This is a genomic window from Pseudomonas granadensis (genome assembly GCF_900105485.1).
In the GTDB taxonomy this organism is placed as follows: domain Bacteria; phylum Pseudomonadota; class Gammaproteobacteria; order Pseudomonadales; family Pseudomonadaceae; genus Aquipseudomonas; species Aquipseudomonas granadensis.
In genome coordinates, this window is the sequence record NZ_LT629778.1 from 570,033 (window position 1) to 584,271 (window position 14,239).

Annotated in this window: 11 protein-coding genes; 7 read left to right on the forward strand and 4 right to left on the reverse strand. The window is 62.0% G+C overall.

Annotated elements, in window-relative coordinates:
- Positions 1–7: 7 nt before the first annotated feature.
- Positions 8–502: a hypothetical protein gene (locus BLU52_RS02390; protein ID WP_090281715.1), complete on the reverse strand. Its 495-nt coding sequence runs from the start codon at positions 500–502 to the stop codon at positions 8–10.
- 274 nt (positions 503–776) lie between these two features.
- Here BLU52_RS02390 and BLU52_RS02395 point away from each other — a divergent pair, with 274 nt between their 5' ends.
- Entirely contained in the window at positions 777–1,076 is a 300-nt protein-coding gene (locus BLU52_RS02395; protein WP_090281716.1) for a DUF6388 family protein, read from the forward strand.
- Between the two features lie 88 nt (positions 1,077–1,164).
- Here BLU52_RS02395 and nadC read toward each other — a convergent pair whose 3' ends face one another.
- Positions 1,165–2,013, reverse strand: coding sequence for a carboxylating nicotinate-nucleotide diphosphorylase (gene nadC / locus BLU52_RS02400; RefSeq protein WP_090281717.1), 849 nt, complete (start codon positions 2,011–2,013; stop codon positions 1,165–1,167).
- Between the two features lie 387 nt (positions 2,014–2,400).
- On the opposite strand from nadC, the gene BLU52_RS02405 reads away from it, so the two are divergent.
- From BLU52_RS02405 to BLU52_RS27210, 4 genes are all read left to right on the forward strand, one after another.
- Positions 2,401–4,581, forward strand: coding sequence for a DUF1631 domain-containing protein (locus tag BLU52_RS02405; RefSeq protein ID WP_090281718.1), 2,181 nt, complete (start codon positions 2,401–2,403; stop codon positions 4,579–4,581).
- A gap of 64 nt (positions 4,582–4,645) precedes the next feature.
- Positions 4,646–5,206: a 1,6-anhydro-N-acetylmuramyl-L-alanine amidase AmpD gene (gene ampD, locus BLU52_RS02410; RefSeq protein ID WP_090281719.1), complete on the forward strand. Its 561-nt coding sequence runs from the start codon at positions 4,646–4,648 to the stop codon at positions 5,204–5,206.
- Entirely contained in the window at positions 5,203–6,042 is an 840-nt protein-coding gene (ampE, locus tag BLU52_RS02415; protein WP_090281720.1) for a regulatory signaling modulator protein AmpE, read from the forward strand. The genes ampD and ampE overlap by 4 nt, the downstream gene beginning before the upstream one ends.
- Before the next feature lie 1,490 nt (positions 6,043–7,532).
- Positions 7,533–8,237: a methyl-accepting chemotaxis protein gene (locus BLU52_RS27210; RefSeq protein ID WP_408003553.1), complete on the forward strand. Its 705-nt coding sequence runs from the start codon at positions 7,533–7,535 to the stop codon at positions 8,235–8,237.
- Positions 8,238–8,354: 117 nt separating this feature from the next.
- On the opposite strand, the gene BLU52_RS02425 is transcribed toward BLU52_RS27210, so the two are convergent.
- Both BLU52_RS02425 and cra read right to left on the reverse strand, forming a co-directional pair.
- Entirely contained in the window at positions 8,355–9,131 is a 777-nt protein-coding gene (locus BLU52_RS02425) for a TatD family hydrolase (protein ID WP_090281722.1), read from the reverse strand.
- Positions 9,132–9,134: 3 nt separating this feature from the next.
- Positions 9,135–10,130, reverse strand: coding sequence for a catabolite repressor/activator (gene cra, locus BLU52_RS02430; protein WP_090281723.1), 996 nt, complete (start codon positions 10,128–10,130; stop codon positions 9,135–9,137).
- A gap of 303 nt (positions 10,131–10,433) precedes the next feature.
- Here cra and ptsP point away from each other — a divergent pair, with 303 nt between their 5' ends.
- A complete protein-coding gene (gene ptsP, locus BLU52_RS02435) occupies positions 10,434–13,295 on the forward strand; it encodes a phosphoenolpyruvate--protein phosphotransferase (protein WP_090281724.1) in 2,862 nt (953 codons plus the stop codon).
- Positions 13,295–14,236 carry a 1-phosphofructokinase gene (gene pfkB, locus BLU52_RS02440; RefSeq protein ID WP_090281725.1) on the forward strand — a complete coding sequence of 314 codons (942 nt, stop codon included), beginning with the start codon at positions 13,295–13,297 and terminating at the stop codon, positions 14,234–14,236. Before ptsP ends, pfkB begins: the two co-directional genes overlap by 1 nt.
- Positions 14,237–14,239: the final 3 nt, after the last annotated feature.

Consider the following 14,239-nt stretch of genomic DNA (forward strand, 5'->3'; position numbering starts at 1 on the left):
TCCTCGCTTATTTCACCTTGCGGCTCAGATCCTCGACGGTACGTTTGAGCTGATCCATGGCTCGATCCTGATCGTTGACCTTCTGCTTCAAGCTGGAAATCTCGCTGCTGCTGGAATTGGAACTGGAGCCGCTGTTGCGCTTGAGGTCTTCAACCTGACGGCCAAGGGATTCGAGTTCACGGTCCTGTTCCTTGACCTTGTTCTTCAGTTCGTCCAGCTCCCTGCCGCTGGAGCTTGAGCTGGAACCGCCGCTGCGTTTGAGCTCTTCGATCTGCTGTGATTGATCCTTGAGGGTATCGCGCATCTTTTGCAACTCATCGATGCTGATATCGCTTTTGATCACGACGGTCTTGCCATAGTCGTTGTGGATCAGTGAAACCTTGTCGCCATAGGACGGGCTGCTGGAACTCAGCTCAACGGCCATGGCGCTGGCCGGCAGGGCCAGGGCAGCAATCAAAGCGGTAGTGGAGACAACAGCGGAGATTTTCGAGAAGCTGCGCATCACTGGTTTTCCTTGTGAACAGCATGGTGAGTGCCGAAGTGGCACATCGCTATGACTCGAGATCGGCATTTATGTTCCGCAAGTCAGCTTTTTGTGCGAGAGATGTAAAGAGCCGTGTAATTCGTCATGCAAACGTCCTATATTCGGTGCCTGCATGAGCATCGCTTAGCAGTTTTCAGATGATCCCGAATGGTTCCGAAGGCCGGCCAAGCCGCGTCAGAGAGATCCTTGATGATCCAGATCCATCCTCCATTCCCAGATCAACGAGAACGCCATGACTGAATTAACTCAAGAGCAGCGTCACGAACAAGCGCTGGAACAATACCTTCTGGACGTGCCCGATCTGAAGGAAGAGATCAAGGACTTGAGTCCCGATGATCAGAAAGACCAGATTCAGTGGGCCTTTGAAGACGAAGCCGAGGCTCAGGGCTTGCAGCCTTGGGAGTTGACGCTCAAGTACACGAGCACGCCGGAAGAGTTCGAGGCCCAACGCCTCGTACTGCATAAAGAGGCGGCTGAAGTATTGGGTGTCGAATGGGATGAGTACTGCGAGATGAACAATCTCGTCGTCTAAAAGCAGCTACAAGTTTCAAGCGGCAAGCTACAAGTCAAAGCAGAAGCGCTGTGGCTTGCGGCTTGTAGCTTGAAACTTGCCGCTGCTGTTAGAGGCTGAGGCGCATCGACAGGTCCACCGCTTTCACATCCTTGGTCATCGCACCAATCGAGATGTAATCCACTCCGGTTTCGGCGATCGGCAGCAGCGTGCTTTCGTTGATGCCGCCGCTGGCTTCCAGTTTCGCCTTGCCGCCGCTCAGGCGCACGGCTTCGCGCATGTCGTCGAGGCTCAGTTCGTCGAGCATGATGATGTCGGCGCCGGCATCCAGTGCTTCTTTCAGTTCCTGCAGACTTTCCACTTCGATCTCGACCGGTTTGCCCGGGGCGATCTTGTGCGCGGCGGCGACGGCTTCGGTGATGCCGCCGCTGGCCGCGATATGGTTTTCCTTGATCAGGAACGCGTCATAGAGGCCGATGCGATGGTTATGGCAGCCGCCACAGGTCACGGCGTATTTCTGCGCCAGACGCAGGCCCGGCAGGGTTTTGCGCGTGTCGAGCAACTTGACCTCGGTTTGCCCGACGAAGTCGGCGAGGTACTGCGCGCGCGTCGCCACGCCTGAGAGCAGTTGCAAAAAATTCAGCGCGCTGCGTTCACCGGTCAGCAGCGAACGCGCCGGGCCTTCCAGATGAAACAGCGGCTGATTGGGTTTGACCCGTTCGCCATCGATCACTTGCCAATGCACGGCGACGCGCGGATCGAGCTGACGAAATACCGCATCGACCCACGCCGTGCCGCAAATGACGGCGTCGTCACGGGTAATGATGGTGGCTTTGGCCAGACGTTCGGCCGGGATCAGTTGTGCGGTGATGTCGCCGCTGCCGACGTCTTCGAGCAACGCACGGCGCACGTTGGCTTCGATTTCGGCGGTCAGATCGGCGAGACGTAGATTCGGCATAACGGGCTCCACAAACAAAGTGGCCCGATTATAGGGGTACGGCGCGAGCCAACCCAAGGTGAGAACAGGCGTGCCGGCCTGCAGCCGGTCGATTTTCTTTGAGCAAACCGGCGATATCGTGGTCATTGAAGGGGCGTTGCTAGGGGAAACCCTGACGGCTATGGCGCGGGTGGCACGTTATGAAAGATAATCCGCCTTGCATTTGACGTCATGGCATTGACGTCTGATGTCGCCAGAATGGGCTGGGACTTGTGGGAGCGAGCCCGCTCGCGAATGCATTTTTTCAGTGACATTGATGCGGCTGACACACCGCCATCGCGAGCAGGCTCGCTCCCACAGGGGATCGGGGTTACTTGATCGAACGAATCACCGTTTCAGGAGGCTTGGATGCACAGCGACGGAAAAGTAGTGCCTTTGCACAAGGCTGCTATCGATCAGGCGAATCACTCGCCGCTCGCCCGCCTGCCGGTGATTCTGCTTCAGGTCCGCGACAAGGCCGCCCAGCAATTGCGCCACGGTTTGCAGGAGCTGTTCGATAACGCCGATGACACCCTGTTCGAAATGGCCGATCGGGCGCGCAACGATGTCGAGCAGAACATCTTTTTCGAAGCCATGCGCGACCTGCGCCTCAAGCGCAAACACATCGAACGCGGCTTTCTCGAACTGTTTTTCGAAGCTTTCGTCGGCCTGACCCAATACGACCCCACCCAGAATGCCTTGCCGCGCACGCTGCTGTTCGACGAGGCGGCGCCGCGCACCGACGACATGGAGCGCAGCGTGGCGATCGAGACCATGGTCCGTCGCGTGCTCAAGCGTGACGGCTTCGCCCTCGATCAGTTGACGGCGCGGCTCAACGCGTTGCTCGGCAAGACCCTTGACGATCAACACAACCCCCTCGGCCCGGCGCTGCTTTGCGAATTCTTCCTGCAGGCCGGACGCAATCTGGGCGTGGAAATCAAGGTCAAGCTGATCCTGCTCAAGCTGTTCGAGCGCTATGTCCTGGCCGAAACCGAGCAGTTGTACGCCGAAGCCAATCAACTGCTGCTCGCCACCGGCGTGCTGCCGGAACTGAAACCAGCGCCGGCGCGGCGTGCGCTGGATCGAGCGGCCGCCCAGGTCGAGCGCGACGAGCGTGAAGATTCGCCGCCCGCCGATGACGATGTGCAGGAAGTCTTCGCCGCGTTGCAGCAGTTGCTCGTGCAGGTACGTGGCACGGTCGCGCCAACCCTGGAGCCGAGTGTCGCGGCGCAACCGATCTCCACCCGCGACTTGCTGCGTCTGCTCTCGCATCTGCAACACTACGTGCCGGCGCTGGCAACTCAGGATGATTTCGACCTGCGCAACCAGCTCGAACAATTGCTGACGCGGGTCAGTGTCAGGAGTGGCAAGTCGCGGATCGTCGGCGATGCGGATGAAGACGTGATCAACCTGATCGCCATGGTTTTCGACTGCATTCTCGAAGACCGCAATGTGCCGGATTCGCTCAAGGCGCTGATCGCCCGTTTGCAGATTCCGATGCTAAAGGTAGCGGTGCTCGACAAAAGTTTCTTCAGCCGCGGCACGCACCCGGCGCGGCGCCTGCTTAACGAAATTGCCGAGGCGGCGATGGGCTGGGGCGATTGCGACGGCGACGCGCGCGACAGTCTGTATCTGCGCATCGAACAAGTGGTGCAGCGCTTGCTCACCGATTTCGTCGATGACCCGGCAATTTTTTCCGAGCTGCTGGCCGACTTTCTCGCCTTCACCAGCGACGAACGCCGCCGCAGCGAACTGCTGGAACAGCGTTTGCGCGATGCCGAAGAAGGCCGGGCCCGAACCGAACTGGCGCGGCGCCGGGTCGAGCAGGTGTTGAATCAGGCGTTGCTGGGCAAAACCCTGCCGCCGTCGGTGGTCACGTTTGTCGAGAACGCCTGGAGCAAGGTCCTGCTGCTGACCTGCCTGAAACATGGCGACCAGTCCGCCGAATGGCAGGCCGACGTGCAAACCATGGAGCAACTGGTCTGGAGCGTGCAGCGTCATGAAGACGCCGAATCCAGTCTGCGTCTGTTGGCGCTGGTGCCGGGGTTGCTCAAGTCGTTGCGTGATGGCTTGAACAGCTCAGCATTCGATCCGTTCGCCACCAGCGAGTTTTTCAGCGAACTCGAAGCGCTGCACGTCAGTGTGCTGGAGCGTTCCGCCGAAGCCGATCAAGCCGCGCCCATGGTCGAGGTGTCGCAAAAGATCGTGCTGCCCGCCGCCGACGAGGGCGACACCACGTTGCCAACGGTGCGCCTGCCCCACGATGACCCCGGTCTGCGGCAGGTCGAGCAATTGCGCGTGGGCAGTTGGGTGGCGTTTACCGAAGACGACGAGCATACCCTGCGCTGTAAACTCGCCGCGATCATCGAAGCCACCGGCAAATATGTCTTCGTCGATCGCACCGGAATGAAAGTACTCGAGCGCAGCAGGACCGCGCTGGCCCTGGAGTTGCGCCGCGGTGCGGCACGTGCGCTGGACAATACCTTGCTGTTCGACCGTGCGCTGGAGTCGGTGCTGGGCAATCTGCGCCGACTCAATCGCGCCAAGTGATCGCGCGCCGGTGGCTGATCACGGCATACTGGGCGCCAACACAGTCGGCGTTGAAGGAATCGGTATGCAGTTGGATCCCGCGAGCGGGTGGTGTCATGGCGTGCAGATCTGCCCGTCGCCCAACTTCAATGAGCGCCCGGCGGGCGAAGTGTCCCTGCTGGTCATCCACAACATCAGCCTGCCGCCGGCGCAATTCGCCACGGGCAAGGTGCAGGAGTTTTTCCAGAATCGTCTGGATGTCACCGAACATCCCTACTTTGCAGGGATTGCCGACTTGCGCGTCTCGGCGCATTTTCTGATTGAACGTGACGGCAAGGTCACCCAGTTTGTCTCCTGTCTGGAGCGGGCGTGGCACGCGGGCGTCTCGGTCTTCGATGGGCGAGAAACCTGTAACGATTTTTCCGTGGGCATCGAGCTGGAAGGCACCGATGATCAGCCGTTCACCGATGCGCAGTACCAAGCGTTGATTGCCTTGACCCGGCAGTTGCAAAAGGCATTTCCGGCGATCACCGACGCACGCATCTGCGGCCACAGTGATATTGCCCCAGGGCGCAAGACTGATCCTGGCCCGGGGTTCGACTGGGCGCGTTACCGCGTGGCCCTGGCACAAGAGGAAGGACAATGAGTTTTCTGGTGTTACTGCTGGCGCTGTGGATCGAGAAGTTTTCGGCCTTGCGCCATCGGGTTCAACGCGATGGCGGATGGATCCGCGAGCTGCACAAACTTGAAAGCAGCCCGCGCATGGCGGGCAAACCGTGGCTGGTGCTGACCGTACTGGTGCTGTTGCCGGTGGCGCTGCTGGCGCTTTTGCTGGTGGTGCTGGAGCCGGTGGCGTATGGCTTGCTGGCCTTGCCGGTGCATTTGCTGGTGGTGATTTACAGCCTGGGGCGTGGCGATCTGCTCGGCGGGCTCGGGCCGTTTCGCGATGCCTGGCGCCGCGAGGATCTGCAAGCGGCGGCGCATGTGGCCAAGCGCGACCTGAACATCTGCGCCGACAGCGGCGAGCAGTTGCTCGAACGCGTGCAGGCGCATGTGTTGTGGCAGGCCTATCAAAGCTTCTTCGCGGTGATCTTCTGGTATTTCGTCCTCGGCCCGGTGGCAGCACTGGCGTATCGCTTGCTGGCGCTGGCCCAGGAACACGGGCAAAACCCGGCGCTGGTCGAGCGCGCCGCGCAACTGCGCCATGCCTTCGACTGGTTGCCGGTGCGTTTGCTGGCGGCGAGTCTGGCGCTGGTCGGCAACTTCGTCGCGGTCAGTCGGGTGATGCTGCATGAATTGCTCAACTGGAACATCAGCGCGGCGCAGTTGATCAACCGGGTCGGCCTGGCCGCCGGAGAAATCCCGCCACCGGCGCTCGGGCCGGAAGGCATCAACACCCTCGACTGCCTGTGGGAGCTGCTGCTGCGCGCCGCCGTGCTGTGGTATGCCGGTTTTGCCCTGTGGACCGTGCTGGTGCACTGATCCCGACGTGCCGAGGGCGCCATGCCCTCGGCATCGCTGCCGTTAACCTTAAGTTACAAAAACTCCCCTCGATTTGAGCTATACAGAGATAGCGCCCGATAGTGGCTATCTGCTGTCGCTGCGCGCCTGCCAATAAAAACAAGAAAAACCAAGGGAGACTTCCAGTGAAGAGCTTGCTCTATCCCGCCGTCTCGCTGATGAACCGCTTGAGCTTCGGCATGAAGTTCAGCCTGATCAGCGTGCTGTTTCTGGTGCCGATGCTGGTGACCAATTTCTATCTGGTGCGCGATTCCTATCGCGAATTCCAGGGCACCCGGATCGAGCTGCAAAGTCTCGACCTGCTGGGCAGCAGCCTGGCCCTGCGCCGCGATCTGGAAACCCTGAACAACCTGGTGCAGATCAACGTCACCCTCGGCCAGTCCGGCAAAGCGGGAAATGTCGACGCGCAGATCACCACGCTCGAACAAGCCGTACTGACGCGCCTGCAAGGGCTGGAGGCGATGACCGACGACTCGGAGCAGATCAAGCTCTTCGATAGCAAGCGCGACGAGATGATCGCCGCGTTCAAGTCCCAGCAAGCGGAAAGCTCGCTGCTGAGCAAAAGCGCACTGATCGGCAAACTGCTTGCGAGCGCGCAGATTTTCAGCCAGATCATCAGCAGTCAGGCGGGTTTGAGTCGCGACAACCAAGGCGATATTCGTCAGCTCGCTGAACTGGTGACGCTCGTGACGCCCAGCGTCACGCAAACCCTCGGTGAAGGCCGGGCGATGGGTTCCTACTCTCTGGGCCAAGGGTTTCTCAATAGCGCGTCGAGCACCCGTTTCGATGAACTGCTGGTGCAGATTGAAAAACTCCAGGCCGAATATGCCTTGAAACTGCAGGACGCCCTCGCGTCCAGCAGCGCCGCGCGTGAGTTCCTCAATGCCCCGGCCGAGAGCAGCAAGGCGTCGTTGAAACAGGCCAGCGAACTGTTCGAAGAGCAGGTGGTGATGGCCGATACCCTCGATGCGCCGTGGCAGGCGTTTTACGACCAGATCACTGGGCTGATCGATAAGACCTACCAGCTCAATGACGCCACGCTGAAATTTCTCGACCGGCAATTACAGCAGCGCCTGAGCGAGAACCGCACGCACATGGTCCTGCAGGCCGTGGCGCTGTCGCTGGTGTTTGTGCTGATTTTCTATCTCTACGGCGGCTTCTACGCCTCGACCCGCACCACGCTCAAACGCCTCGGCGCGATGATGGACAAAGTGGCGGCCGGCGACATGACCGTCAACTTCAAGGCCAGCAGCCGCGACGAGCTCGGCGAGTTGGGCGAGGTGTTCAATGGCACCGTGAAGAAGATTCACGATTTGATCGAGCGGGTCGGTCAGACTGTCGCTGAAGTCGAGCGCCAGGCCGGGCAGGTGGAAAACGTATCGGCGCAAAGCAATCAGGCGGTTGCGGGCCAGCGCACGCAGATCGAGCAAGTGGCGACGGCGATGAATCAGATGTCGGCCACCTCGCAGGAAGTCGCGCGCAGTGCCGCCGCCGCCGTGAGCAGCGCCCACAGCGTCAATGAAGAGACCGTCAGCGGCCGCGGTCTGGTCGAGTCGCAGCAGGGCAGCATTGCCGCGCTGGCCAGCGAAATCGACCAGTCGGTAATAGTCATCAATCAGTTGGCCAGCGACAGCCAGTCGATCAGCCGCGTGCTCGAAGTGATCAAGAGCATCGCCGAACAAACCAACCTGCTGGCGCTCAACGCGGCGATCGAAGCTGCCCGTGCCGGCGAGCAGGGGCGCGGTTTTGCCGTAGTCGCCGACGAAGTGCGCACGCTGGCCAAACGCACCCAGCAATCGACCGAAGAAATCGAGCAGATGATCGCCAAGCTGCACGGCGGCGTCGGCGCGGCGGTGAAAGCCATGGGCATCAGCCATCAGATGGCCAACGGCACCGTCGACCAATCGGCCAAGGTCCAGCAGGCGCTGGAAAACATCCTCGGCGCAGTGGGCATGATCGTCGATCAGAACCAGCAGATCGCCGCCGCGGTTGAACAGCAGACCGCCGTCGCCCACGACATCGACCAGAACATCGTCGAAATCAACCGCGCCGGCGAGCGCACGGCGCAAGGTGCGCACCAGACCGAAGATGCCAGCCGGGCGCTGTCGGCACAGGTGGTGGAGCTTAAACAACTGATCAGCGCGTTTCGTGTCTAGGCCATACGCCGATCCCCTGTAGGAGTGAGCCTGCTCGCGATAGCGGTGTGTCAGTTACAATTTTTTATCTGACACTCCGCTATCGCGAGCAGGCCCACTCCTACAGGGGGCGATGTGTCACCAGCCAAATATTTCGCAGCAGTTGGCGGTGCTGCCGGCGGCGAGTTGTTCAGCTGAGATGTGCATCAATTCAGCCAGCGCCGCACAGATCGCCGGCAGATTCGCCGGACTGTTGCGCTGGCCCGGATACATCGCCGGCGCCATGTCCGGTGAGTCGGTTTCCAGCACCACCGACTCCAGCGGTAACTGCGGCAGCACGCGGTGCATGCGCAACGCCTGCGGCCAGGTCGGCGCGCCGCCAAGGCCGAGTTTGAAACCGAGCTTGATGTACTCGCGCGCCTCTTCGCGGCTGCCGGCAAAGGCGTGGATGATCCCCGCGCGTTTGAGCTTGAAGCGCTTGAGTGTTGCGATGACCGCCGCGTGGCTGCGGCGGACGTGGATCAGCGCCGGCAGTTCGAAGTCCGCGGCCAGTTGCAGTTGCGCCTCGAACAGCGTCTGCTGGCGCTCGCGGTCGAGGGTTTCGATGAAGTAGTCCAGACCGATCTCGCCCACCGCGCACAGTTGTCGATGACCGTGCAGGCGCGTCAGCCAGTCACCCAGGGTTTGCAGGTCTGCGGGCTGGTGCTGATCGAGAAACACCGGGTGCAGACCAAACGCCGCGTACAGATCCGCATCGCTCTGCACCAGATCCCACACCCGCTGCCAGTTACCGGTGTGCACGCCAAGCACCACCATTCGCCGCACGCCGAGGGCGCGGCTTTCGGCCAGCAACGCCGAGCGATCGGCGTCGAAGTCGGGGAAGTCCAGGTGGGTGTGGCTGTCGATCAGCTCCACGGTTCAGTCCCGGTGAATACGCTGCTTGAACGTACGCGCGATGGCTTGCACGCCGGGGGCGTACTCCGATTGCTCGACGGCGGCGAGCGCCAGTTCCAGCGCCTTGTCGGCGATCAACTGGTGCTGCTGGGCCATGGCATTGACCGGCAGCGGCAGGAAATCCAGCAGCTGCGTGTCGCCGAAGGTGCCGAGACGCAGCGGCCGCGATTTCAGCGGGAAGTCGTGCAGCGCATCGAACACACCCTGCAGCAAAACGTAGGATGTGGTGATCAGCGCGTCGGGCAAATGCCCCAGACGTTGCAGGAGTTCTTCCATCAGTTGCTGGCCGCATTCACGGCTGAAGGCCTCGGCGTGCTCGACCAGCACTTCGCCTTTGAAGTCACTCAATGCCAGTCTGAAACCGGCGGCACGTTCCTGGCTGATGCTCAGTTCCGGGCGCGCGCCGAGCAGCACGATCTGCTTCGGCTGCGGGTCTAGCAGGCTCTGGGTCAGGTGCAGGCTGGCTTCGCGGTCGTCACTGATCACCGAGCAGAAATGCTCCGGCTCCATGACCCGGTCGATGGCGATAATCGGCAACCCTTTGGCCTGCAACTGCCGATAACTGTCATCGCTGGCGGGCAGACAACTGGCGACGATCAACGCGTCGCAGCGCCTCGCGCGGAACAGTTGCAGCAACTGCCGTTCGCTCTCCGGCGCATCGTCGGAACTGGCGATCAGCAACTGATAACCGCGAGCCCGCGCGCCTTGCTCGAGCAACTTGGCGATTCGCGCGTAACTGGGGTTTTCCAGATCCGGCAGAATAAAGCCCAGCGTGCGCGTATGCCGGCTGCGCAGGCCGGCCGCTTGCGGGTTTGGGGTAAAGCCGTGCAAGTCCACCACCGCGCGCACGCGCTCGACGGTCGCATGGCTGATGCGCTGCTGTTCGGCCTTGCCGTTGATGACGTAGCTGGCGGTGGTCACGGACACGCCGGCCAACCGCGCGATATCACTGAGTTTCAACCCGGGATTTCCTTGTTTTTTCGAGCTTGCCTCGACATTTTCGCCAATCCTACCCGATTCGGGCAGACGACTTATTGCCTACGCACTTCCGACAAGTTGGACTTCAACGATGAGACATTATCGAGTAACGTGCCGATCAATCTAGATTAAACGTTTCAGCAAGCGTATTTTCTACGTTTTAGACGCCTTTGCCCGGTTCTGCCGTAAAACCGCCAAAACGGCCGCTCAAAAAGCGCGGCCGAGCGCCTAAGCTGTGACCATCAAAACAATACCTGGCCTGTATCGGGCCAAAAAGGAGATTGCATGCTCGAGCTCACTATAGAGCAGATATCCATGGGCCAGACGGCCGTGGATAAACCCGCCGCCCTGCAACTTTTGGCCGATCACCTGGTTGCCGATGGCCTGGTCGCCGATGGCTATCTCGCCGGCTTGCAGGCCCGGGAAGCCCAGGGCTCGACCTTTCTCGGCCAGGGTATTGCCATTCCTCACGGCACCCCGGAAACCCGCGATCAGGTATTCGCCACCGGCGTGCGCCTGATGCAGTTTCCCGAGGGCGTCGATTGGGGCGATGGGCAGATTGTCTATCTGGCGATCGGCATCGCGGCCAAATCCGACGAGCACCTGCGTCTGTTGCAACTGCTGACCCGTGCCCTCGGCGAAACCGATCTGGGCCAGGCCCTGCGCCGCGCCAGTTCGCCGGAAGCGCTGCTGAAGTTGCTGCAAGGCGCGCCGCAGGAGCTGGCGCTGGATGCGCAGATGATCGGCCTCGGCGTTTCTGCCGACGATTTCGAAGAACTGGTCTGGCGTGGGGCGCGTCTGCTGCGTCAGGCCGATTGCGTCAGCAACGGTTTTGCCGGCGTGTTGCAGCAGGTCGAAGCGCTGCCGCTCGGCGATGGCCTGTGGTGGCTGCACAGCGAACAAACCGTGAAGCGTCCGGGTCTGGCGTTCGTCACCCCGGACAAACCGATGCGTTACCTCGGCCAGCCGCTCAGCGGTCTGTTCTGCCTCGCCAGCCTCGGCGAGGCGCATCAGGCGTTGCTCGAGCGCTTGTGTGCGTTGCTGATTGAAGGCCGCGGCCATGAATTGGGCCGCGCCACCAGCAGCCGTAAAGTCCTCGAAGTGCTCGGCGGTGAGTTGCCTGCCGACTGGCCGAGCGCGCGTATTGCGCTGGCCAACGCTCACGGCCTGCATGCGCGGCCGGCGAAAATCCTCGCGCAACTGGCGAAAAGTTTCGACGGCGAAATTCGTGTGCGCATCGTCGACAGCCAGGACAGCGCGGTGTCGGTGAAGAGTCTCAGCAAACTGCTCAGCCTCGGCGCCCGGCGTGGTCAGGTGCTGGAGTTGATCGCCGAGCCGAGCATCGCCGCCGATGCCTTGCCGGCACTGCTTGCCGCTATCGAAGAAGGCCTCGGCGAAGAAGTCGAGCCGCTGCCCGCCGTCAGTCAGCCGCGTGAAGTGATGGCCGACATCGCCGAGGTGCTGGTCGCCCCGGCCTCAGGCAGCCTGCTGCAAGCGATTCCGGCAGCGCCGGGCATTGCCATCGGCCCGGCGCATGTTCAGGTTCAGCAGCACATTGATTACTCGTTGCGCGGCGAGTCTGCCGCCATCGAGCGTGAGCGCCTGACGCAAGCGCTGAGCGACGTGCGCACAGACATTCAGGGCCTGATCGAACGCAGCAAGGCCAAAGCCATTCGCGAGATTTTCATCACCCACCAGGAAATGCTCGACGATCCGGATCTGACCGACGAAGTCGACACCCGCCTCAAGCAAGGCGAGAGCGCCGAAGCGGCGTGGATGGCGGTGATCGAAGCCGCCGCCAAACAGCAGGAAGCGTTGCAGGACGCCTTGCTCGCCGAGCGCGCCGCTGATCTGCGCGACATTGGTCGCCGGGTGCTGGCGCAGTTGTGTGGCGTGCAAACCGCGAGCGAGCCTGAGCAGCCGTACATTCTGGTGATGGATGAAGTCGGCCCCTCCGATGTTGCGCGCCTGGACCCGGTGCGCGTCGCCGGGATTCTCACCGCCCGCGGCGGCGCCACCGCGCACAGCGCAATCGTCGCGCGTGCCCTCGGCATTCCGGCGCTGGTTGGCGCAGGCGCCGCAGTGTTGCTGCTGGAGCCGGGCACGCCGTTACTGCTCGACGGTCAGCGCGGGCGCCTGCATGTCGACGCCGATGCTGCGACCCTCAAACGTGCCGCCGAAGAACGCGACACTCGCGAGCAACGCCTGAAGATCGCCGCCGAACAACGCCATCAACCGGCACACACCACCGACGGTCATGCCGTCGAAGTGTTCGCCAACATTGGCGAAAGCGCCGGTGTCACCAGCGCAGTCGAGCAGGGCGCCGAAGGCATCGGTCTGCTGCGCACCGAACTGATTTTCATGGCTCATCCGCAAGCGCCGGATGAGGCCACGCAAGAAGCTGAATATCGCCGCGTTCTTGATGGCCTCGCCGGTCGTCCGCTGGTGGTGCGTACGCTGGATGTCGGCGGCGACAAACCGCTGCCGTATTGGCCGATCGCCAAAGAGGAAAATCCCTTCCTTGGCGTGCGCGGCATTCGCCTGACCTTGCAGCGTCCGCAGATCATGGAAGCGCAGTTGCGCGCCTTGCTGCGTTCGGCCGACAACCGGCCGCTGCGGATCATGTTCCCGATGGTCGGCAGCGTCGAAGAATGGCGGCAGGCCCGTGACATGACCGAACGCCTGCGTGAGGAAATCCCGGTCGCCGATCTGCAACTGGGGATCATGATCGAAGTGCCGTCCGCCGCGTTGCTCGCGCCGGTGCTGGCCAAGGAGGTCGACTTCTTCAGCGTCGGCACCAACGACCTCACGCAATACACCCTGGCCATCGACCGTGGTCACCCGACCCTGTCGGCGCAGGCGGATGGCTTGCACCCGGCGGTGCTGCAACTGATCGACATCACCGTGCGCGCGGCCCATGCCCATGGCAAATGGGTCGGCGTCTGTGGCGAGCTGGCGGCCGATCCGCTGGCGGTGCCGGTGCTGGTCGGCCTCGGTGTCGATGAACTGAGCGTGTCCGGCCGCAGCATTGCCGAAGTCAAGGCGCGCATCCGCGAACTCAGCCTGATCCAGGCGCAAACCCTTGCTCAACAGGCCTTGGCCGTGGGCAGCGCCAACGAAGTGCGCGCATTAGTGGAGGCCCTGTAATGGCCAGAATTCTTACCCTGACCCTCAACCCGGCGCTCGACCTCACCGTCGAGTTGCCGCAGCTGGAGGCCGGTCAGGTCAATCGCAGCGACGAGATGCACACCCACGCGGCCGGCAAAGGCGTGAACGTCGCGCAGGTGCTCGCCGATCTCGGCCATCAACTGACGGTCAGCGGCTTCCTCGGCGAGGACAACCTGCAAGCGTTCGAAACCCTGTTCGCCAAACGCGGCTTTGTCGACGCGTTCATCCGCGTGCCGGGCGAGACGCGCAGCAACATCAAGGTCGCCGAGCAGGATGGCCGCATCACCGACATCAACGGTCCCGGGCCGGTGGTCGATGCCGCGGCGCAGCAAGCGTTGCTCGACCGTCTGCTGCAGATCGCACCGGGGCATGACGCGGTGGTGGTCGCCGGCAGTTTGCCGCGCGGGGTCACGGCGCAGTGGTTGCGTGAGCTGATCGAAAAACTCAATGCGCTCGGCCTGAAAGTCGCCCTCGACTCCAGCGGCGAAGCGTTGCGTGCGGCATTGCAGGCCGGGCCTTGGCTGATCAAGCCGAACACCGAAGAACTGGCCCATGCGCTCGGTTGTGAAGTGGTTTCCCCACTCGCCGAAGCGCAAGCCGCGGCACAGTTGCATGCGCAAGGTATCGAGCATGTGGTGATTTCCCACGGCGCGGACGGCGTGAACTGGTTCAGCGTCGGCTCGGCGCTGCACGCGACGCCGCCGAAGGTCAGCGTCGCCAGCACGGTCGGTGCCGGTGATTCGTTGCTGGCCGGCATGCTGCACGGTTTGCTCAGCGCCGATACGCCCGAGCAAACCCTGCGCACGGCCACCGCGATTGCCGCGATGGCGGTGACCCAGATCGGTTTCGGCATCAACGACGCCGCGCAACTGGCGCAGCTCGAACAGGGCGTGCGCGTGCGTCCCCTGACAGAACAATAAGAG